At 69.1% G+C, this 20219-nt stretch carries 21 protein-coding genes; 7 read left to right on the top strand and 14 right to left on the bottom strand.

The annotated features are described in order from the left end of the window. The 4 genes from cydD to cutA all read right to left on the bottom strand — a co-directional run. On the bottom strand, nucleotides 1-2592 hold a 2592-nt coding region (gene cydD / locus PUT80_RS03930; RefSeq protein WP_275291132.1), incomplete at its 3' end, for a thiol reductant ABC exporter subunit CydD. Between the two features lie 44 nt (nucleotides 2593-2636). After that, entirely contained in the window at nucleotides 2637-3644 is a 1008-nt protein-coding gene (gene cydB, locus PUT80_RS03925; RefSeq protein ID WP_037807007.1) for a cytochrome d ubiquinol oxidase subunit II, read from the bottom strand. A 234-nt stretch (nucleotides 3645-3878) separates the two neighbouring features. Further along, complete coding sequence (locus PUT80_RS03920) at nucleotides 3879-5378, bottom strand: cytochrome ubiquinol oxidase subunit I (protein ID WP_037807005.1); 1500 nt, start codon at nucleotides 5376-5378, stop codon at nucleotides 3879-3881. A 132-nt stretch (nucleotides 5379-5510) separates the two neighbouring features. After that, complete coding sequence (gene cutA / locus PUT80_RS03915) at nucleotides 5511-5831, bottom strand: divalent-cation tolerance protein CutA (RefSeq protein ID WP_037718964.1); 321 nt, start codon at nucleotides 5829-5831, stop codon at nucleotides 5511-5513. A 173-nt stretch (nucleotides 5832-6004) separates the two neighbouring features. Here cutA and PUT80_RS03910 point away from each other — a divergent pair, with 173 nt between their 5' ends. Together PUT80_RS03910 and PUT80_RS03905 are read left to right on the top strand one after the other, a co-directional pair. Beyond that, a complete protein-coding gene (locus tag PUT80_RS03910; RefSeq protein WP_037807003.1) occupies nucleotides 6005-6604 on the top strand; it encodes a TMEM165/GDT1 family protein in 600 nt (199 codons plus the stop codon). A 107-nt stretch (nucleotides 6605-6711) separates the two neighbouring features. Beyond that, nucleotides 6712-7380: a DUF998 domain-containing protein gene (locus tag PUT80_RS03905; protein ID WP_037807000.1), complete on the top strand. Its 669-nt coding sequence runs from the start codon at nucleotides 6712-6714 to the stop codon at nucleotides 7378-7380. Here PUT80_RS03905 and PUT80_RS03900 read toward each other — a convergent pair. Both PUT80_RS03900 and PUT80_RS03895 read right to left on the bottom strand, forming a co-directional pair. After that, nucleotides 7377-8012 (bottom strand): helix-turn-helix domain-containing protein, encoded by a 636-nt coding sequence (locus PUT80_RS03900; protein ID WP_037806996.1) that lies wholly within the window; start codon nucleotides 8010-8012, stop codon nucleotides 7377-7379. The two genes, PUT80_RS03905 and PUT80_RS03900, sit on opposite strands and share 4 nt — an antisense overlap. After that, a complete protein-coding gene (locus PUT80_RS03895) occupies nucleotides 8009-8863 on the bottom strand; it encodes a hypothetical protein (protein WP_268744717.1) in 855 nt (284 codons plus the stop codon). Before PUT80_RS03895 ends, PUT80_RS03900 begins: the two co-directional genes overlap by 4 nt. Nucleotides 8864-9104: 241 nt before the next feature. Here PUT80_RS03895 and PUT80_RS03890 point away from each other — a divergent pair, with 241 nt between their 5' ends. Further along, the gene (locus tag PUT80_RS03890; protein ID WP_134664502.1) at nucleotides 9105-9905 is read left to right on the top strand and encodes a DUF2470 domain-containing protein; all 801 of its coding nucleotides are present in this window, start codon (nucleotides 9105-9107) and stop codon (nucleotides 9903-9905) included. Nucleotides 9906-9908: 3 nt separating this feature from the next. On the opposite strand, the gene PUT80_RS03885 is transcribed toward PUT80_RS03890, so the two are convergent. Then, entirely contained in the window at nucleotides 9909-10376 is a 468-nt protein-coding gene (locus tag PUT80_RS03885; protein WP_134727983.1) for a PPOX class F420-dependent oxidoreductase, read from the bottom strand. A gap of 22 nt (nucleotides 10377-10398) precedes the next feature. Between PUT80_RS03885 and PUT80_RS03880 the strand changes: the two genes are divergently transcribed. The 3 genes from PUT80_RS03880 to PUT80_RS03870 all read left to right on the top strand — a co-directional run bounded on the left by PUT80_RS03880 (nucleotide 10399) and on the right by PUT80_RS03870 (nucleotide 13183). Further along, nucleotides 10399-11232, top strand: coding sequence for a CPBP family intramembrane glutamic endopeptidase (locus tag PUT80_RS03880; protein ID WP_275291131.1), 834 nt, complete (start codon nucleotides 10399-10401; stop codon nucleotides 11230-11232). Nucleotides 11233-11293: 61 nt separating this feature from the next. Continuing rightward, nucleotides 11294-12490: an arginine deiminase gene (locus PUT80_RS03875; protein WP_275291258.1), complete on the top strand. Its 1197-nt coding sequence runs from the start codon at nucleotides 11294-11296 to the stop codon at nucleotides 12488-12490. A 141-nt stretch (nucleotides 12491-12631) separates the two neighbouring features. Next, nucleotides 12632-13183: a ferritin gene (locus tag PUT80_RS03870; RefSeq protein ID WP_275291130.1), complete on the top strand. Its 552-nt coding sequence runs from the start codon at nucleotides 12632-12634 to the stop codon at nucleotides 13181-13183. Nucleotides 13184-13252: 69 nt separating this feature from the next. Here the strand turns inward: PUT80_RS03870 and PUT80_RS03865 are convergent, their stop codons facing one another. The 5 genes from PUT80_RS03865 to PUT80_RS03845 all read right to left on the bottom strand — a co-directional run bounded on the left by PUT80_RS03865 (nucleotide 13253) and on the right by PUT80_RS03845 (nucleotide 16729). Beyond that, nucleotides 13253-13837: a dihydrofolate reductase family protein gene (locus tag PUT80_RS03865; RefSeq protein ID WP_275291129.1), complete on the bottom strand. Its 585-nt coding sequence runs from the start codon at nucleotides 13835-13837 to the stop codon at nucleotides 13253-13255. A gap of 95 nt (nucleotides 13838-13932) precedes the next feature. Continuing rightward, nucleotides 13933-14760 (bottom strand): hypothetical protein, encoded by an 828-nt coding sequence (locus PUT80_RS03860; protein WP_275291128.1) that lies wholly within the window; start codon nucleotides 14758-14760, stop codon nucleotides 13933-13935. After that, on the bottom strand, nucleotides 14757-15320 hold the full coding sequence (locus PUT80_RS03855; protein WP_199817212.1) for a SigE family RNA polymerase sigma factor: 564 nt from the start codon (nucleotides 15318-15320) through the stop codon (nucleotides 14757-14759). The genes PUT80_RS03860 and PUT80_RS03855 overlap by 4 nt, the downstream gene beginning before the upstream one ends. A 124-nt stretch (nucleotides 15321-15444) precedes the next feature. Next, nucleotides 15445-15798: a DUF952 domain-containing protein gene (locus tag PUT80_RS03850; RefSeq protein ID WP_134727987.1), complete on the bottom strand. Its 354-nt coding sequence runs from the start codon at nucleotides 15796-15798 to the stop codon at nucleotides 15445-15447. 55 nt (nucleotides 15799-15853) lie between these two features. Next, nucleotides 15854-16729 carry a DUF5926 family protein gene (locus tag PUT80_RS03845; RefSeq protein WP_275291126.1) on the bottom strand — a complete coding sequence of 292 codons (876 nt, stop codon included), beginning with the start codon at nucleotides 16727-16729 and terminating at the stop codon, nucleotides 15854-15856. Nucleotides 16730-16805: 76 nt separating this feature from the next. Here PUT80_RS03845 and PUT80_RS03840 point away from each other — a divergent pair, with 76 nt between their 5' ends. Further along, nucleotides 16806-17960 carry a cytochrome P450 gene (locus tag PUT80_RS03840; RefSeq protein ID WP_275291125.1) on the top strand — a complete coding sequence of 385 codons (1155 nt, stop codon included), beginning with the start codon at nucleotides 16806-16808 and terminating at the stop codon, nucleotides 17958-17960. A 51-nt stretch (nucleotides 17961-18011) separates the two neighbouring features. Here PUT80_RS03840 and mca read toward each other — a convergent pair whose 3' ends face one another. Together mca and PUT80_RS03830 are read right to left on the bottom strand one after the other, a co-directional pair. Beyond that, nucleotides 18012-18827, bottom strand: coding sequence for a mycothiol conjugate amidase Mca (gene mca, locus PUT80_RS03835; protein ID WP_275291124.1), 816 nt, complete (start codon nucleotides 18825-18827; stop codon nucleotides 18012-18014). Further along, nucleotides 18824-20173: a DHA2 family efflux MFS transporter permease subunit gene (locus tag PUT80_RS03830; RefSeq protein WP_275291123.1), complete on the bottom strand. Its 1350-nt coding sequence runs from the start codon at nucleotides 20171-20173 to the stop codon at nucleotides 18824-18826. Before PUT80_RS03830 ends, mca begins: the two co-directional genes overlap by 4 nt. Between the last annotated feature and the right edge of the window lie 46 nt (nucleotides 20174-20219).

The raw sequence follows: 20219 nt of genomic DNA, 5'->3' as shown, positions 1-20219 counted from the left end.
AAAACCAGCCGCACCCTGCGAATGCCCAACCTCCGACTCGCCGACCACCGCGCCGAGCCGAATCCGAGCCGCTCGCAGGGTGTCCCAATGCACCGCCGCTTGCGGCAACAGCGCCAACACCTCGGCCAGCGCCAACGGCACCAACGCCAGCAGCGGCGCCATCACCCCCGCCAGCTCCCCACGGCCGACCGCGCCCGCCGCCAGCATCGTGCTGACCACTGCGGCCGCCCCAGTCGCCAGCGTGACCAGCGCATCCGCCGCGCCTGCGCCGAAGGCTTGCCGTCGGGTGTCGGCGGCCAGTCGGGTGTCCGTCGAGGCCAAGTCGCGGCGACGCGAAGCCGCCCCGCCGTAAGCGAGCAGTTCCGCCGCCGACGAGAACAGCACCAGCACTCGCGCCGCGACGTCACGTCGTCCGGCAGCCAGGGCCGAAGTCGCGCGGCGCTCCAAACGCAGCGCAACCGCCGGTGCCGCCAAGCCGACCAGCACAGTCAAGGCCAGCACCAAGCCAGCCGACGGCAGCACCAAGGTCTGCACGGCGATAGCCCCGGCCGCGACCAACCCGACCACGATCGGCGGCGACACGACTCGCGGCAGCAGATCCCGCACCGTGTCGACGTCCGTCACCAACCGCCGCTGGCTCTCCCCGGCTTCGAGGCTGCGTGCAGGACCCAAGCGCACCAACGCATTCCAGAGCCGAACACGCAACCGTCCGGCGATCCGGAAGGCGGCGTCGTGCGTCACGAGCCGTTCGACATACCGGAGTCCGGCCCGGCCGAGTCCGAACGCGCGCACCCCGACGACCGCGACCGTCAAGGTCAGAATCGGCGGCTGCAACGAAGCTTTGGCGATCAACCAGCCAGAGGTCGCGGTGAGGGCGATCCCGGCCAAGAGCGCCAAGGCACCTAGCAAAGCACCGGAGAACAGCCGTCGGTCGAGCAGCATCCGCCAGGGAAGTGGCCGGGCGTCGACACTGTCCGAAGTGGACTCAGCGACCGCTGCGGGAGCCGAGTCCTGAACAGCGACTGCGGCTGAACGTTCGTGCGCAGCGATGACCGCAGCCGCACCATGTTCGACGGCTCGCTCGACGGCGTCCATGACCCGACGCGCGTTGACGTCGTCCAGGTGCGCGGTCGGCTCGTCCAGCAGCAGCAACCACGCGCCCGACTGAACTCGCAGCAATGCCCGAGCCACGGCGACGCGCTGGCGTTGTCCTTGGGAAAGCCGGTCGACCGGACGGTCGGCGAGGCCGTGCAGTCCCAGTTCGCCGAGCATCGCGTCGACGTCCGATCCAGCGACCGCCAGTTCTTCCCGCACGGTGCCGCCGCTGAAAACCGGCGACTGCGGGACCCAGGCGATCCCCGCGCGCCACCGTTCGAGGTCGGCCTGAGCCAGTGGGACCTCACCGGCCAGCACCGACCCGTCGTAGGACGGCACGAAGCCCAGCAGGGTCGCGAGCGTCGTCGATTTTCCGCCACCGCTCGGCGCGCGCAGCCACACGATCTGACCGCGCCGGACGGAGAAACTCTCTCCGTCGGGAGCGAATCCACCGCGTCGAGCGACTTTTAGGTCGGACACAACCAACGATCCACAGGGTGCGGTCCGGGTTCCTTCGGCCGGGACCGGTTCCGCGAGCACCGCAGTCACCCGGCGGACCGCTTCCACGCCGTCCTCGCTCGCGTGGAATGCCGCGCCGACCGCGCGAATCGGCTGGTAGCACTCGGGAGCGAGGATCAGCACGCCGAGTCCGATCGCCAGCGGGAGCGATCCCGACACCAACCGCACGCCGATGACGACCGCCACCAAGGCGACCGAGAGCGTCGCCGCGAGTTCGAGCACGAATGCCGAGGAGAACGCGACGCGCAACGTCTTGAGCGTCGCGCGACGATGCCGGTCCGACAGTTTCCGGACGGTTTCGGCTTGAGCGTCGGCTCGCCGGAACGCGGTGAGCACTGGCAGCGCCCGCACCAGTTCGAGCAGCAGGCCGGACATCCGGTGCACCGCGTCCGTCGCGCCGGAAACGCGGTCGGCGGTGAATTTTCCGACCAGGACGGCGAACATCGGCAGCAGCGGGACCGTCGCGGCGATGATCACCGCCGACGGCCAATCTGTCCACAGGATCGCCGCGCCTGCCGCGACGGGGACGACCGCGGCGGTGACGAGCGCGGGCAGGTACTCGCGGAAGTAGGAATCGAGTGCGTCGAGGCCGCGGGTCACGAGGGTCGTGAGCTCGCCGTGGCCGCGGCGGGCGAGCCATTCCGGGCCGAGGCGCAACGCGTGGTCGACGACGCGGGCGCGCAGGTCGCGTTGCGCGGTCGCGGCGGCGCGGGCGGAAACCACCCGCACCGCCCAGCTGGTGCCCGCGCGGCCCACGACGAGCGCGAACAGGACAGCCAACTGGACGGTGCGGCCCCCTTCCCCCAGCCCCCGGGAGACCACGTCCGCGAGGATGTCCGCTAGCAGAAAGGCTTGTCCGACAAGGAAAACCGCGTTCCCGAACGACAGCACCGCGACCAGGATCAGCGCTCGGCGCGCGGCCGGCCCCAGGGCCGAGAGCGCGCCGAGCGGACCCTTGCCCGGCCGCACAGGGTCCATGGGGGACCCGGTGGCGGAAAGGGGTGCGCGGCCGGGAAGCTCGGTCATGGTGCGTGCACCGCCGGGATGTGCTGGACGCCGATGCGCTTGCGGAACACCCAGTAGGTCCAGCCTTGATAAATCAGCACAGCTGGCGCCCCGAACGCGCCGACCCAGGTCATCACCGTCAGCGTGTAGTGGCTGACCGCGCTGTTCATGATGGTCAGCGAGTGCGCCGGGTCGAGCGTGGACGGCAGGACGTTCGGGTAGAGCGCGCCGAAGAAGGTCACCGCGGCGGCCGTGATGACGACCGCGAGCGCGGCGAACGCCTGCCCGTCGCGGTCCACGTAGAGCCGCAGCCACGCGACCGCGGCGGCGAGGACGACGATCACCAGCGAGAAGAGCGTCCACAGTTTGCCTTCGCGGACCTGGACGACCACGAGGAACGCGACCAACGGCAGCAGCCCGACCGGGAGGATGCGCAGCGCGATGGTGCGCGCGCGTTCCCGCAGGTCACCGGTCGTTTTCAGGGCAAGGAACGCCGCGCCGTGCACGAGCGAGAAGCCGACGATCGCCACCGCGCCCAGCAACGTGTCCCACCGGACCGACTCGAACGGCGACCCGACGCGGTTGCCTTGCGCGTCGAGCGGCAGGCCGAGCACGGTGGTCGCGAGCAGCAGCCCGACGCCCAGCGGAGGGATCCAGGAACCGATGATGATCACGCGGTCCCAGACGCGCCGCCAGCGTTCGGAGTCGACCTTGCCGCGGTACTCGAACGCGACGCCGCGCCCGATGAGCGCGATGAGGACGAGCAGCAACGGGAGGTAGGCACCGGAGAAAAGCGACGCGTACCAGCCGGGAAACGCCGCGAAAGTCGCCCCGGCCGCGACGATCAGCCAGACCTCGTTGCCGTCCCAGACCGGCCCGATCGTGTTGACGAGGACGCGCCGCTCGGTGTTCGTTTTCCCGAGCACCGGCAGCAGCATCCCGACGCCGAAGTCGAATCCTTCGAGGAAGAGATACCCCAGCCAGAACAACGCGACGATCGCGAACCACAGCGTTTCGAGCGTCATGCCCACTCACCTCGTCCGGCGTGCGCCGGCGTCATCCGGTCGGCCACCGGGTTGTCCCCACGATGGCCCTGAGTTATCCACAACCCGCCGAGTTGTCCACAGATTCGCTGTGGGTAACCCGCGAGAGCCACGACCCGATTACGCTGGGTACGGGTCGTCCAGGCCAGTGGAGCGGGCCGCGCCCAGACCCGGCCCTCCGGGTCTTCTGGCGGCACCCCGGCCCGCTCCACCGGGTCAGTAGGCGAACGAAAGCGCCTGGTCATCGGAATCATCCGAACCTTCGTCAGAAGAGGAAGCAGCGGCAGGCGGCATCACCGCGTCCACCCCGCCCCGTACGTACTTGCGCATCAGGTACAGCTCCACCACGCCCAGCACCGCGTACAGCAGCGTCAACGCGATCAGCGACGTCAGAATCTCGCCCACCGTCAGCCTCGACACCGCCTGTGCCGTGAACATCCACATGCCCTCGACGCCGGTCGGGTTGGGCGCGACCACGAACGGCTGCCGCCCCATCTCCGTGAAGATCCAGCCCGCGCTGTTGCCGATGAACGGCGTCGCGATGCCGCCGAGCACCAGCAGCGGGAACCAGCGTCCGCCGGGGATTCGGCCGCGGCGGGTGAGCCACAGGGCCAGCAGGCCGATGCCCGCGGAGATCGCGCCGAAGCCGATCATGATCCGGAAGCCCCAGTACGTCACCGGCAGGCTGGGCACGTAGTCGATCGGTTTGCCCGCGAGCGAACCGAGCGCCGGGTCGTCCGGGTAGTTCGTGCCGTATTTCGCCTGGTATTCCGAAACCAGGTTCTCCACGCCCTTGACCTCGGTGGAGAAGTCGTTGTGCGCCAGGAAAGACAGCAACGCGGGCACGTTGAACGTCTTGACGTCCTCGCAGTTCGCGTTGGCCACGTCGCCGATCGCGATGATCGAGAAGCTCGCCGGTTTTTCCGTGTGGCACAACGCTTCCGCCGACGCCATCTTCATCGGCTGCTGCTCGAACATCAGCTTGCCCTGCATGTCGCCGGTGATCGCCAGTACCGCGAACGCCACCACGCCGACCCAGCCGCCGAGGCGCAGCGACGAACGCCAGACCTCGCGGTGTTCGTCCGACGTCGACCGTCGCCGCCACAGGTGCCATCCGGCCACGCCGACCAGGAACGCCGCCGCTACCGAGAACGCGCCAGCCAGCGTGTGCGGGATCGCGGCGAGCGCCGTGTTGTTCGTGAGCACCGCGCCAATCGAGTTCATCGTCGGCTTGCCGTTCACGAATTCGACGCCCACCGGGTGCTGCATCCACGAGTTCGCCGCGAGAATGAAGTACGCCGAGGCCATCGTGGCCAGCGAGAACGCCCAGGCGCAGGCCAGGTGCACGCGACGAGGCAGCCGGTCCCAGCCGAAGATCCACAGGCCAAGGAAGACCGACTCGACGAAGAACGCGAGGAGGCCTTCCATCGCGAGCGGCGCACCGAACACGTCGCCGACGAACCGGGAGTAGGCGCTCCAGCTCATCCCGAACTGGAACTCCTGCACGATCCCGGTCACCACGCCCATGGCGAAGTTGACGAGCAGCAGCTTGCCCCAGAACTTCGTCATCTTGAGGTGCCGCAGCTTGCCGGTGCGCACCCACGCCGTCTGCATGGCCGCGACCAGCACCGAAAGTCCGATGGTCAGCGGGACCATCAGGAAGTGGTAGACGGTGGTGATGCCGAACTGCCACCGCGCGAGCTCAAGGACATCCACGTGTCCGATCCTCCGCGCGCACAGTCGCGCCAGCCAGTTCAACACGTCCTGAACTAGCCGGGACCAACGTCCCGCCGACCTGCTGGAATCCGGGTCCGAACCCAGGCCGAGCTACCCCCGATCAGGTGGTGCTCAGCGGGTCTCCTCCACGAGCCACGACAGGTACCGCGGGCTGCCGCCGACGATCGGCGTGACGATGACCTCGGGCAGGTCGTACGGATGCCGCACGTTCAGGAACTCCTCCAGCGCGCCGGACCGGTCCGCGGCCGTCTTGCACTCGACCCGCCATTCGGCCGCCGTCTGCACCTCGTCTTCCCACCGGAAAACGCTGGTGATCGGCCCCACGATCTGGGCGCACGCGGCGAGCCGGGCCTCGATGGCGCTCGCGGCGATGGTGCGCGCGGCGGCCTCGGAGTCGACGGTGGTGGTGACGACGACGTGGTCAGCAGACATGACCCGCACCGTACCGCAGCCGGAAAACAGAATTCGGCGCACCGAAAAAAATATTCCGGCCCACCAGCGGCGAGCATTCTGCCGACCTTATCAGGCAATTCGCGAAACCCATCAGCTTGCGGTTTTCTGAACCTCCCCTTTATCGTTGCAGTGAAAGGGGTGAGCACGAACCCATGTCTCCCGCATTGATCGCTCTGTTCAGCGCGTTCGGCCTGGTACTGGCCGTCGAGCTGCCGGACAAGACGCTCGTCGCGACCCTCGTGCTCACCACTCGTTTCCGCGCCTGGCCGGTATTCGCCGGAGTATGCGTGGCGTTCGCCGTGCAATGCGTGATCGCGGTCGCTTTCGGAAGCCTGCTCACCCTCTTGCCGGAAACTCTTGTTTCGGTGCTGGTCGCCGCGATGTTCGGCGTCGGCGCGTTCCTGCTCCTGCGCGAGGGCTTCAGCGAAGGCAGCGAAGCGGGCGAGGACGCGTCGCGGTCCGGACCCGGGCCGGTGTCGTTCCTGCGTTCCGCGCTGACGTCGTTCGGCGTGCTCTTCGCGGCGGAGTGGGGCGACGCCTCGCAGCTGGCGACCGCGGGTCTCGTCGCCCGTCTCGGCAACCCGTTCGCGGTCGGGGTCGGCGCGTTCGTCGCGCTGGTGTCGGTCGCCGGGCTGGCGGTGTTCATCGGCGCGAAGATCCGCGACCGGATCCGGCCGAAGCTGATCCAGCGGGTCGCCGGGTTCGTGTTCGCCGGTTTCGCCGCGTTCGCGCTGGCCCAGCTGCTCTGGTAACGGCCGTTTCACAGGAACGCCGGGTAACCTCTTCGGAACCCCCGAACGAGGACCAGGTGAACCCCCGGTGACGCCATGGCCTCCGCCATGACCGCCGAGGAGCCCCCGTGCCGACCACCTCCCGCGCCGCCGTGTCGCCGGTGTCGCCGGTGCACGGCAGGCTCGCGCTGGCGGGCATCGGGGCGGCGGTGCTCATCGCCACGGACCTGCACCTGCGTCTCTCCGCGCAAATCAGCCCGATCTGGCAGACGCTGTCGGAGTACGTCTACGGCAGGCTCGGCGACCATTCGGCCGCGCGGCTGTTCGCCGTCATGTGCCTCGCGCTCGCGCTGGGTTCGCTGGCGTTGCTGGCCGGGCTCGTCAAAGCCCGCCGCTCGCCCGCGGTCGTCATCGTGCTCGGAGTGTGGTGCGCCGGCCTCACGATCTGCGCGACGGTCCCCGTCGATCCCAACGGCGAAGCCCGTTCCTTCGACGGCCAGTTGCACAACGCCGCCGCCCTCACGGCTTTTCTCGCGCTCCCCACGGCCGCCTGGCTGCTGACCCGCCGCGGCGGTCGATCGTGCCCGTGGGAGCCGCGCCGCACGACGATCCGCCGGCTGGCCGTCGCGAGTTTCGCCAGCGTGGCGGTGGTGCTGGGCGGTTTCGTGTTCACCCTGCTCACCGGCCCCGCACAGCAGGAAGTGACGCTCGGGTTGTTCGAGCGGCTGCTGTTCTCGGTCGACCTGGCGCTGCTGCTGACCATGGTCCGCCCGCTGGTCGCCGCGTCCCGCCGCTAGGCCCGCAGCACCTCGGCAAGCTTCAAAGCCGCTTCCACCGCCAACGGTCCCACTTCGTCCGAAGCCAACGGCTCCAACGAGATCACCCCGACGCTCGCCCGCAGACCGGGAACCCCCCGCACCGGCGCGGCGACGCCAGAAGCACCGGCCTCGATCTCGCCGGTCGAAACGGCCCACTTGTCAGTGCCGCCGGGCCGCAACGCCATCGCCCGTCCCGCCGCACCCGCGGCGAGCGCGTGCCTGCTGCCGACCCGGTACGCCACGTGGTAGCTCGTCCACGACGGCTCCACCACCGCGACCGCCTGCGCGTGATCGCCCTGCGCCACCGTCAGATGCGCGGTAGCGCCGACCTTCTCGGCCAGCTCGCGCAACACCGGCCGCGCGGCCTCGCGCAGCTGTGGCAGCACCTGACCGGCCAGCCGCAGCACTCCGACGCCGAGCCGCACCTTCGTGCCGTCCCGCCAGATCAGGCCGCGTTCGGCCAACGGCACCAGCAGCCGGTACACCGCCGCGCGGCTCGCGCCGATGGTCACCGCGAGTTCGGAGATGGTCGCCGCCTGCTCGCCCGAATCGGCCACCGCCTGCAGCAGCGCCAGACCGCGGTCGAGGGTCAGCGACCCCTCCGTGCTCACAACAGCTCGAGTTCACCCAGGTCGGCCACCGGCTCGGCGAAGGACGCCGCCGCGTACGACCCGAACAGCTGCCGGACCGCCTTCGCGGCCGGCTCCGGCAGCGCGCGCGCTTCGTCCGCGAGCGCCTTGCCGTCGGTCGATTCCAGCGCCGCGCGGACGTCGCCGCCGGAGAGGCAGCGCGCCGACGCGACGAGCAGGTTCAGGAAGCCGTGATGCGTGAAGCCGGTTTCCGGGTCGACGTGCCGGACCGCGCGGTGCAGGCTGTTCGTCGCCTTGAACGACGCTCCCGGCGAGCCGCTGACCACGGACAGGAAGTCGGCGACCTCGTCCACGCTGGGGAAGTTCTCCCCCGCCTTGCCACCGCAGCGGATCTTCGGCCAGCTGCCGTGCTCGATCACGTTGCGGACGCCGTCCAGCCAGCCGACGCCGCGGCGCGGTTCGACCACCCGGATGACGTCCTCGGGCACGAACTCCGAGACCCGTTCGAGCCACACCTCGTCGACGTCGGACGGGGCGGGCATCTCCACCATCCGCAGCGACAGCAGCTCGCTGCGCGATTCGACGATCGAGATCGCCTTCGGAACGCCGCCCAGCCCGGTGTCGATGATCAGCGACAGCGGCAGCGGCTCCTTGGGCTTGATCTTGATCAGCTCGGTGATCAGCTCCGGCAGCCGCGAGGCCTGGCACAGGAAAACCCCGAGCACCCCGGCGTGTTCCCCGCCGCGCGATTCGAAGTGCGCACGCAGCGCCTCCGGCATCGCGACGTCCGCCGGCGGGAAGAGCGCCGAGTCGTCGACGAGCCGCGCGAACAGGGGAGGAATTCCACGGGGGCCGGGGGGCGTGAGTTCCACAGCGCTTGACACGACTGACACGCTAGTAGCGTACGGCATGGGGACAAAATCGTTCGCTCTGCGGACGCATTTCCAAGCCTTCCCGACACGGGATCAACCGGCCGAATGAGCCGATTCCACGCGGTCCCACCTTTAAGCCGATCCGCTGACCAGCATTTTCCCGCCCCGTGGGTGATCTTCGCGCGCACTCTTCCCTTCGCGCGGCAATTCAGGTTAGGCTCACCTAAGTAGGAGGTGAGCCGTGACCGAGGCACCCGTATCCGTGCGCCGCCCGCCCGCGCCGAATCCCGCCGAACGCGCCAAGACGATCGCGACCCGCGGCGGCCCGGCGACGATCATGCCGACCGTCGAGAGCGCCGGCTGCGAGGCCGAACGCGTCGAGCCCGTCCTGCATCACGTGCACCACAGCGGAAGCGTCAGCATTCTTCTGCCGGACGAGCACCCGATGGTGCGCGCGTCCCGGCAGGCTCAGCGCGGCGAGCTCGCCGTCATGGTCGAGCTCGCCGACCACGCCCCAGTGGCGCTGCGGGAACCGGTCCGCGGCCTGCTGTGGATCACCGGATGGCTCCGGCCGCTGACGGAGGTGTCGGCCCGCGCCCGCGCGGTGTCGATCGCGCAGCAGCGGCCGGACCACCGGCTTCTCGACGTCGGCCACGGCCTCACGCTGCTCCGGTTGACCCCGGCGTCGCTGGTCCTCGCCGACGCCGAGGGCACGCATTCGCTCCGGCCGCACATGTTCAGCGCGGCCCCGCCGGACCCGTTCCACGATTACGAGGCCGAATGGCTGCGGCACCTGGAAAGCGACCATCCGGACGTGGTGGAACAGCTGGGCCGGCACCTGCCCGCGGACCTGCGCGGCGGCCGGATCCGCCCGCTCGGCCTCGACCGGTACGGCCTGCGCCTGCGCGTCGAATCACCGGCGGGCGACCACGACGTCCGGCTGGCGTTCTCCCGCACCGTCGACAGCCCGCCGCAGCTGGCCGCGGAACTGCGGCGCTTGCTCGGCTGCCCGTTCCTGCGCCACCAGCACGGCGAGGACTGACCGTCAGTCGTCGGCCAGCTCCGGGGGAAAGCCGCCGGTCGCGATCGGCCCCCACCGGTCGATCGTGATCCGGATCAGGCTCTTGCCCTGCTTGCGCATCGCCTCGCGGTACTCGTCCCAGTCCGGGTGCTCGCCGGAGATGCTGCGGAAGTAGTCGACCAGCGGCTCGACCGAATCCGGCAGGTCGAGCACCTCCGCGGTCCCGTCGACCTGTACCCACGGGCCGTTCCACTCGTCCGACAGCACGCACACCGACACCTTCGGCTCGCGCCGCAGGTTGACCGCCTTCGCGCGCTTCGGGTAGGTCGAGATGACGATGCGGCCCTCGTCGTCGACGCCGCAGGTGTTCGGGGACAGCTGGGGCCGCCCGTCGGCGCGGGTGGTCACCAGGATCGCGCGGTGACGCGGCTTCAGGAACGCGACCAGTTCGGCGCGCTCGACCTTCGTGTTGGTGGCGATAGTCCTCGGCATACCCCGACGGTAGCGTGCGTTCATGCGCACCACAGAGCGTTCCGGACGGCCGTCGGGCCTGCGATCCTGGCTCAACCCGGCACTTCCGGCGTTCCCGGCTCAGCTCACCGATCCGCGCGAGCGGCGGGCGGTCAAGATCGAGCTGATCCTCGTCTTCGGCATCACCCTCGGGCTCTCCGGTGCGCACAGCCTGCTGTCCCTTGTGGACTCGCTGCTGCGGCCGACGCCGTTGGCGCAGCAGCATGTGCAGCTCAACGTTCCGCAGGCCGCCGCGAGCCTGCTGGACCTGCTCCAGCAGCTGCTGAGCGCCGCGCAGCTGATCGGCTGGGGCGGACTCGGGCTGTACCTGCTGTGGCGGGCCGGGATGAAACTGCGCGAAATCGGGCTGAGCAGGCGCATCCGTTCCGACGCGCTCATCACCGTCGGGATCGCCGCGCTGATCGGCATTCCCGGGCTGGCGCTGTATTTCCTCTCGTATCACCTCGGGTTCAGCCTCGCGGTGCAACCGTCCACTTTGGGCGATACCTGGTGGCGCCCGATCGCGCTGACGCTTTCCGCGTTCGGCAACGCTTTCGCCGAGGAAGTGCTCGTGATCGGCTATCTGCTCACGCGACTGCGGCAGCTCGGCGTGCGGGAGAACGCGTCGCTGTTCGGCGCCGCGGTGCTGCGCGGTTCCTACCACCTGTACCAAGGGTTCGGCGGGTTCGTCGGCAACCTCGTGATGGGGCTCGTGTTCGGCCGCGTGTGGCAGCGGACCAACCGGCTGTGGCCGCTCATCGCCGCGCATACTTTGTTCGATGTGGTGTCCTTCGTCGGCTATTCGTTGCTGAAAGGCCGTCTTTCCTGGCTCCCGTGATGCCCGCTCATTAGGCTCGCACTTCGTGAGCGAGACGAGCGAAAGCACCGCACCTCCCAGGGTGGACAGCGAAGTCGGGCCGCTTCGGGCAGTACTGCTGCACCGGCCGGGAAACGAGCTGAAACGGCTCACGCCCCGCAACAACGACAAGCTGCTTTTCGACTCCATCCCGTGGGTGAGCCGGGCCCAGCAGGAGCACGACGCGTTCGCCGACGTCCTGCGCGGACGCGGCGTCGAAGTGCTGCTGCTGGCCGACGTTCTCCGCACCGCGCTGGAAGATCCGCGCGCACACGCCGCCGGGGTCCACGCGGCGGTGGACGACCGGCGGCTCGGCAGCGACCTCGCGGACTCGCTGAGGTCGCATCTCACGAGCGTCGACGCGCCCACGCTCGCCGAGGTCCTGATGGCGGGCATGACGTTCGAGGAGCTGCCGTCCGCCGAGGGCGCGTCCCTGGTGCGGATGATGCACCATCCGCGCGACTTCGCCGTCGATCCGCTGCCCAATCTGCTGTTCACCCGCGATTCTTCCGCGTGGATCGGCGACCGCGTCGCGATCTCGTCGCTGACCATGCCCGCGCGGCGGCGGGAAACGGCGCTGCTCGACCTCATTTACGCCTACCATCCGCGATTCCGCCACGCCGCCCGCGCTTACGGCGCGCATTCCGCGCCGATCGAAGGCGGCGACGTGATGCTGCTGACGCCCGGCGTCGTCGCGATCGGCGTCGGCGAACGGACGACTCCGGCCGGCGCCGAATCGCTCGCCCGTTCGGTATTCGCCGACGGACTCGCGCATACCGTCCTCGCGGTGCCGATCGAACAATCGCGCGCGACAATGCATCTCGACACGGTATGCACGATGGTCGATGTCGATGCCGTCGTGATGTATCCGCTCGCGCGCGATTCCCTGACCGCGTTCACCATCAAGCCGACCGGCGACGGCGGAGTGAAAGTGGCGGGCCCGACGCCGTTTCTCGAAGCCGCCGCGGAAGCGATGGAGATCGACCGGCTGCGGGTGATCGACACCGGCCTCGACCCGGTCACCGCGGAGCGCGAACAGTGGGACGACGGCAACAACACGCTGGCACTGCTTCCGGGCGTGGTCGTGGGATACGAACGCAACGCGGAGACCAACGAGCGGCTCACCGCGGCGGGCATCGAGGTGCTGCCGATCACCGGATCCGAACTGGGGTCCGGCCGCGGCGGCCCGCGCTGCATGTCGTGCCCGGTGCGCCGCGATCCCCCGGCAAAGAAAAGTTAGCCTCTCCTTAATAAGGAGAGACATATTAAGGGAAGGCTAATCAAAATAAGTATTTCCTTCTTGAGGAATGGTAACCCTAATAGGGTGGAGATCACCAGCCAAAAGTGGAAAACAATCGGACATTGACGTACGGTGATGGACATGGCCGCTACGAAGAAAGAACCGCGCTCGAAGTTTTACGAACTGCTGCAGGCGCAGATCCACAACGAGTTCAATGCCTCCCAGCAGTACATCGCGCTCGCGGTCTGGTTCGACAACGAGGACCTGCCGCAGCTCGCGAAGCACTTCTACAAGCAGTCCGTCGAGGAGCGCAATCACGCGATGGCGCTCGTCCAGTACATGCTCGACCGCGACCACCACGTCGAGATCCCGGGCACCGGCGAGGTGCGCAACGAGTTCTCCACTCCGCTCGAGCTGCTCGAGCTCGCACTGGAGCAGGAGAAGGAGGTCGCTGCCGACATCTCCGCGCTCGCGAAGGCCGCGCGAGCCGAGGAGGACTACATCAGCGAACAGTTCACCCAGTGGTTCCTCAAGGAGCAGGTCGAGGAGATCTCCCAGATGTCGACGCTCGTCACGGTCGCGCGCCGCGCGGGTGACAACGTCTACGAGATCGAGAAGTTCCTGCACCGCGAGGCCGTCGGCGACGCCGGCGCGGACGCCGGGATGCCCCCGGTCGCGGGTGGCGCGCTGTAAGCGCTCGACGCTTGTCGGAAGCCCGGTTGTCCCCAGTGTGGACAACCGGGCTTCCCCATGTGGATAACTTCAGCGCCGCTCGTAGTGCGCGATGAGCACGCCGGTGGTGGTCGCGACGCTGCCGGCGAGCGAAAACTCGGTCAGCGGAGCCGGTCCTTCGAACAGCCGCGCGCCGCGGCCGAGGGTCAGCGGGTGGATCAGCAAGGTGTAGCGGTCGACCAGCCCGGCGGCGTGCAGCGCGCGCACGAGCGAAACGCTGCCGATGATCGAAAGATCCTTGCCCGGCAAGGCTTTCAGCTCCGCCACGGTCTCCACCGCGGAGCCCCGCAGCAGCACCGAATTCTGCCAGGCGTCCGCGTTGTCGAGGGTGGTGGAGACGACGTACTTAGTCGCGGCGTTCATGTGCGCGGTGAACGGATTCCCGTCCGTCCGCGGCCCCCAAGCCGTGGCGAAGTCCTCCCAGGTGCGCCGGCCGAACAGCATGTCCCCAGGCCGGCTCATGCCCTTGCCCATCTCGCGGGCCATGACGTCGTCGCTGTAGCCATTGCCCCAGCCGCCTAGGTCGAACCCACCGCGCGTGTCCTCGTCGCTGCGGCCGAGGCCTTGGACGACGCCGTCGAGGGTGATGCTCAGGGTGACGTTGATCGAGCGCATCGGGGATGTCCTTCCGCTTCCGCGGGCCGCCCACCGGCCCGTCACCCGCTACACGAGCGGCGCGGAGCCAGATCGACATCGGCTCGCGGAATTTTTCAGCCGGCGCAGTCCTGCGTCTTCGCCCGGACCTCGATGGCCTGGACCGCCCCGTCCGAATCCAGCGTGAAATGGTACGCGCCCTGGTCACCGGTCGGCGACACGAGTGCGCTCCCCGACTCCGACGTACCCGGATAGGTCGCGGTGACCTGGTCCTTCGGCGACCCTTCGCCCACGCCTTCCGGGGTGTGCGCGGCACCGTCGGGCTTCACCGCGACCACGCCGTTCTCCGCCGACACGACAGCCGTCGAGGGAGGCACCCCGCCACCGCTGACGTCGTAGTAAGTGCAGCCGGCCGACTCTTTCACCGTCGTGAGCTTCATGCCCTGGTCGGTGAGCTGCTGCTCGGTCATGCCGAGCTTCACCGCGCCAAGGCCGTCCGCGGTCACCAGCGCTCCGGACACGGCTTTCGGCGGCGTCGTCTTCGGCGGCGCCGGCTTCGTGTGGTGCGGACGCGCGGGCGGCACCGGCGGGTCCGCCACGGTGGGCTCCATCGGCACGGGCGGCACTTGCACCTGCGTTGATTCGGCGCTCGACGGGGGCTCGGGTACCGAAGAAGGCAGCGTGGGCTGCGCCGAAGCGACCTGCTGGGCGGCGACGCCGGTCGCGGCGGGCTGGGTGCGCAACTGAATCGCCACCAGCCCGGCCGACCCCACCGCGAGCACGCACACCGCCCCGGCCGCGGATGTCAGGACCCGCTGCCTGCGCCGCCGCCTGCGCGCGCCGGCCACGATGGCCGACGCGGCGTCCTCGGCGGGTTCGACGGCTAGCCGGTCGTCGGCGAGGAGGGCGCGGAGCCGCTGTTCCAGATCGTCGGGCTGACTCACCCGGCGTCGCCTCCTTCCTGGTTCCTCAGTTTCGCCCGCAGGGACGCGATCGCCTTGCTCGCTTGGCTTTTCACCGTCCCCTGGCTGATGTCCAGCGTCTTGGCGATCTCCGCTTCGGACAGTCCTTCGTAGTACCGCAGCACCATCACCGTGCGCTGCCGCGGCGGGAGGTCGCGCAGCGCCTGCCACAGCGGTTCGTGCTCGAACGGGTCCTTCGGCGCGCACGGGCTGGTGTCCGGCAGATCCGCGACGAGGTTCTCCCGCCGCGTCCGGCGCCAGCGGCTGACGTGCGCGTTCGCCATCGAACGCCGCACGTACGCGAGCGGGTCGCCGGTCTTCTGCTGCACGTACGACCAGCGTGCGCCGATCTTTTCGAGCACGGTCTGCACGAGGTCCGCGGCGTCGTGCGGGTTCCCGGTGAGGACGTGGCCGTAGCGGAGCAGCCCGGGCAGGGCCTCGCGCACGAAGTCGCCGAAGTCCGTGATGGCGTTGACCGTCTCCGCCTGCTGACCGGCCCAGGGCGGATCCCCGCTGGTCAGAGGCAATGCGGCTGCCGTCACCGTATCGCCCCCTCCCCGGATGACCGCGTCGAGCGACGGTTCCTCGTCATCCCCACCACGCATGAGCGCCCCCGAGGGTTGTCCCGTCTCCGTCGCTACTTTCCGTAGCTGTGGACAACTGAGGTCAGCGCACGGAAAGCGACTCGGGCAGCTTCAAGACACCGTCCGCGTCAGTGGGGAAATCGTGTACCGCGACCACAGCGTTTCGCGGGATCGGCCCGTAAATGTGCGGGAACTGGATTCCGCGCGGGTCTGGCGGGTCGCCGTCCTCCCAGCGGACGGGCGCGTCGACCAGCTTGGGATCGATTTCCAGCAGGACCAGGCCGGATTGGCCGCGGAAGACGGCGTTGGCAGGAAGGGCGACGGTGCCCGGGTCCGAGCAGTGGATGAATCCGGCGTCGTCGAGCGAGGACGCGCGGTATTCGCCGTCGGCGGGCACCGCGGCCCACTCGGCGCGGGTGCAGATGTGGAGGATCACGCGGCGATCATCCACCTGTGGACAACTCGGGTCGAGTTGTCCACAGGTGGACAAGTCAGCGGATGGTGAGCTGGCGTCCGATCAGCCCGTCGCGGGCACGCCGCTCGGTGGCGTTGAGCGGCTCGGCGTCGAGCGACTTGAGCGCTTCGTCCAGCCGGGCGCCGAGCTGGTCCTTGGGCTCGGCCCACTCCCGGGCGTGCGCCTCGGGGTCGAGGTCCCACACCGGAACGAGCAGGCCGTGCGCACGGAACGACCCGGCGTACCGGGTGCCCTCGCCGAGCCCGAGCGTGCCGGCCGCGGACAGCCGCGCAAGCGCTTGCAGCAGCAGGTTCTCCGGTTCCGGGCGGACCCAGCGCAGGTGCGCCTTCTCGCCGGCGAGCACCCAGTACGCGCCGGAGCCGAGCCGGTCGGTGGGCATGATCGCGGCGTTCGCGCGCTCGAGGGAGACCGCGACGTCGCCGGTCGCGTCCGCGTCCTCGGGCAGCCACCACGCGAAGTCGGTGTGGAGGGCGACCTCCAGCTCCGCGCTCGGCACGAGCAGGTCCTGGAGCCGGTTGTGCTCGTCCGGGTCGGTGGGCGACGTCGTGTCCGGCACCGACAGCACGTCGCCCGGTTCGGCGTCGAGCAGCCAGCGCAGCGCGCGGCCGAGGTCGCGGCTGATGTCGGAGGACCGGGTCTGCACCTGAAGGCCGAGGAACCGCTCGCCGTCCGAGCGGACGAACGCCGCGGCGGCCATGGGCAGCACCGTGCCGAGCGTGACGTCGCCGCCGTCGGCGAGCGTCAGCTTCGCCGTGGCCGACGGGACGAACTCGCGCAACGCGATCAGCTCCGGCTCCGCGGCCAGACCCTCGAACGGCTGCCCGACGAAGACGTCGCGCACCTTCGGCTTGCGGTCCGGCTTGGGACCCTTCTTACGCGCGCCCTTACCCATTTCAGCCTCCTCGGAACTCGATGTCAGACGCTATCGAAGGGACCGGCCGTCCAGGCTCGCGGGTTAGAGTCAGCTCGTGTTCGACCCTCGCGATCCCGCCTTCCTCGCCGACCCGTACCCCGCGTTCGCCGCGCTGCGCGCCGAAGGCGAGGTGCACCAGCACGACGGCCTCGGCATCGCGATCACGGTTTCGCACGCCGCGTCCGCCGCCGTGCTCCGGCACCGCGGCCTCGGCCGCATCTGGACCGACGCGCAGCCGCTCGAACGGTTCGCGTCGTTCAACCTGCTGCACCGCAACTCGTTGCTGGAGAACGAACCGCCCGCGCACACCCGCCTGCGCCGCGTCATCGCGGGCGAATTCGGCCGGGGCCACGTGCAGCGGCTGCGTCCGATGGTCGCGGAACTCGCGGAGTCCATGGTGGACACCCTGGCCGCGAAAATCGCCGCCGACGGCAGCGCCGACCTGCTCGAACACCTCGCGCAACCACTGCCGGTCGCGGTCATCGCCGAACTGCTCGGCGTCCCGACGTCGGACGGCGCGCAGCTGGTGACGTGGAGCAACGCCATCGTGAAGATGTACGAGTACGGCCTCTCCGAGGACGGCCGCGACGCCGCCGAACAGGCCGCGGCCGATTTCGTGGCGTACCTGCGCGAGGTCGTCGCTGGCTCCCCTCGCGGCATCGTCCGGGACCTGACCGCGAGCGAACTGACCCCCGACGAGGTCGTCGCCACCGCGGTGTTGCTGTTGATGGCGGGCCACGAGGCGACGGTGAACGTGATCGGCAACGGGGTGACCGCACTGCTCACCCACTACCCGGAATGGGAGCGGCTTAGGTCCGACCCAGCGTTGCTGGACTCGGCTGTGGAAGAACTGATCCGCTTCGATTCTCCGTTGCAGTTGTTCGAGCGCACAGCGACCGAGGACGTGGAAATAGCTGGTCACCGGGTCGCGAAGGGCTCGAAGATCGGCGCACTGCTGGGTGCCGCGGCACGCGATCCGAAGGTGTTCGATGCCCCGGACACCCTCGATGTGGGCCGGTCGCCGAACGCGCACCTCGGCTTCGGGATGGGGATCCATTACTGCGTCGGGGCACCGCTGGCCCGGGTGGAGATCGCGGCCGCGTTGACGGCGTTGACGAAGCGGCTACCGGAGTTGCGGCTCGCCGCGGAGCCGGAGCGGAGGCCGGAGTTCGTGATCCGCGGGTTGCGGACGTTGCCGGTGACTGCCTGAGGCAGGACTCGTGAGCGGCATCTAACCGGCAACGTCGCTCACGACAACACCTCAGCGCAAGCCCGCGAACAAGTCGTCCTCCAACCCGGCGGCTGGCGCGACGGAACCGTTCGTGCGGGCAAGGTGGTAATCCTCCCAGGGCCAAGTCTTTCGCTCGATCTCGCGCGAGTGGGCGAAAAACGGATGCCCCGGATCCATCTGCGTGGCGTGCGCGCGCAACGCCGCGTCCCGGGTCGCGAAGTGTTCTTCGCAGCGGACGCGGGCGGTCACGGTGAGCACGTCGGTCGGCGGCAGTTCGTCCAGAACCGGGCCCATCAACGACTCCTCACCAGCCGCGATCGTCGCCTCGTGCATGGCTGCGAACCAGGATCGGCTGAGGGTGGCGAGGTAGTAGAGCTTGCGCGGACTGCCGTCGTCGGATTCGTCGAACGCCGCGGTGGTGACCTCATGCGTGCGGATGTGGTCGGGGTGTGGATAACCGCCGGTCTCGTCATAGGTGACCACCACCTGTGGACGGAATTCCCGCATCAGCTCCAACAACGGCTTTGTCGCCTCCGCCAAGGGAATCTCCGCGAAGCTGCCAGCCGGGGAAGGCGTGGCCAAACCCGAGTCGACCTGTCCGAGGAACGTCTGGCGGATGCCGAGAATCCTTGCCGCGTCAGCCATTTCCCGGCGACGGATGGCAGGCAGATCCCGCCGGACGTCCTCTCGGTCCAAAGTTGGGTTGAGCACATCGCCGCGTTCGCCGCCGGTGCAGGTGGCTACCAGGACGTCGACGCCCTCGGCTGCGTAGCGGGCCAGGGTCGCGGCGCCTTTGCTTGATTCGTCATCGGGATGGGCGTGCACGGCCAAGAGGCGGAGCGTCATGCGCGGTTTCCTTTCGGGAAGAAGAGAGCGGGGACAAAGCTCAGCAGGGAAAGGCCAAGTGCCCAGGTGAACGTGGTGCCGAACGCGGCGGCACCGGGCGGTTGCGCGTGCAGAACCGCCACCAGAAGCGCTGTGCCTAGCGAGCCGCCGATGCGGTTGACGACGTTGATCGCGCTCGCCGCACGCGGGATTTGGCTGCGTTCCAGCGAGGTGTAGAGCATCGTCATCCCGGGCGTGGTGGTCGCGCCTAGGCCGAACCCACGGATCAGCAGCGAAATTGTCAACAGGGTCGGGCTGGGGGAATCGCCGAGCTGAGTGAAGGCGATGGTGCCCACGAGCGACAACGCGATGCCGGTGATCATGACGGTTCGCGAGCCGAAGCGATCCAGCAGTTTTCCGCCTGCGATAAGGACGACGGCGGACCCCAATGCTTGTGGCGCAAGCAGGAGGCCAGCGGCGAGAGCGGACGTGTGCTGGATCTGTTGGTAGTAAAGCGGAAGCAGCAACATTGAGCTGTACAGCGACGCGCCCAGCAAGAAGGTGCTCGCGCTCGCGACAGTGAAAGCCTTGTGCGCGAACAACTTCAGATCAAGCAGCGGCGATTGCGTGCGCCGAGCGTGCCAGGCGTACGCAATCAGCAGCACGGCACCGGCGATGGCGAATGTGTTGGACCCTTCGCCTAGGCCGTAGCCGAGCGCACCGAGTCCCGGCGGGAGCAGCAGGAGACCGCGGACGTCGAGCGGATCGCGCGTGCCAGCGGGTTCCTCGCGCGGCAGCACCCGGACGGCGAGCAGCAAGGTGGCGACGCCGAACGGCACGAGCCCGAAGAACAGCCAGCGCCAGCCGAGGTCCTGGACGAGCGCACCGCCGAGCATCGGGCCGAGCACTGGCGCGACTGTCGCGGGAAGCGTGACGACGCCGATCATCCGGCCCAGCCGCGGACCGGCCGCCTGCGCGAAAATCGCCTGGCCGACCGGTTGCATGAGACCGCCGCCGAGACCGTGCAGCACGCGGAACGCGATCAGCGCCGGAGCCGACCAGGCGAACCCGCACAGCACCGTCCCCAGTGTGAACAGCCCGACGGCCGCGATCCACACCTGACGGCCGCCGAACCGGTCGGAAAGCCAGCCGGACAGCGGAATGGTCAGCGAGGCGGCCAGCAGGTACGCGCTGGCCACCCACTGCACGGTCGGCAGCGAACTGTCCAGGTCCCGCGCCATCACGCCGATCCCGACCGACACGATCGTCGCGTCGAGGATCGACAGCACCGCGCCCAGGATCAGCACCCCGCCGAGCCGGCGAAGCCCGGCATCGGAGACCGGAGCCGCCGGAAGCTGCGTGGTCATTGCCTCACCCCCTTCATTAGGTCGGACCTGAGATTAGGTCGAACCT

This window comes from Amycolatopsis sp. La24, assembly GCF_029087445.1.
Classification (GTDB): Bacteria; Actinomycetota; Actinomycetes; order Mycobacteriales; family Pseudonocardiaceae; genus Amycolatopsis; species Amycolatopsis nivea.
This window is presented reverse-complemented; position numbering and strand designations above follow the sequence as displayed.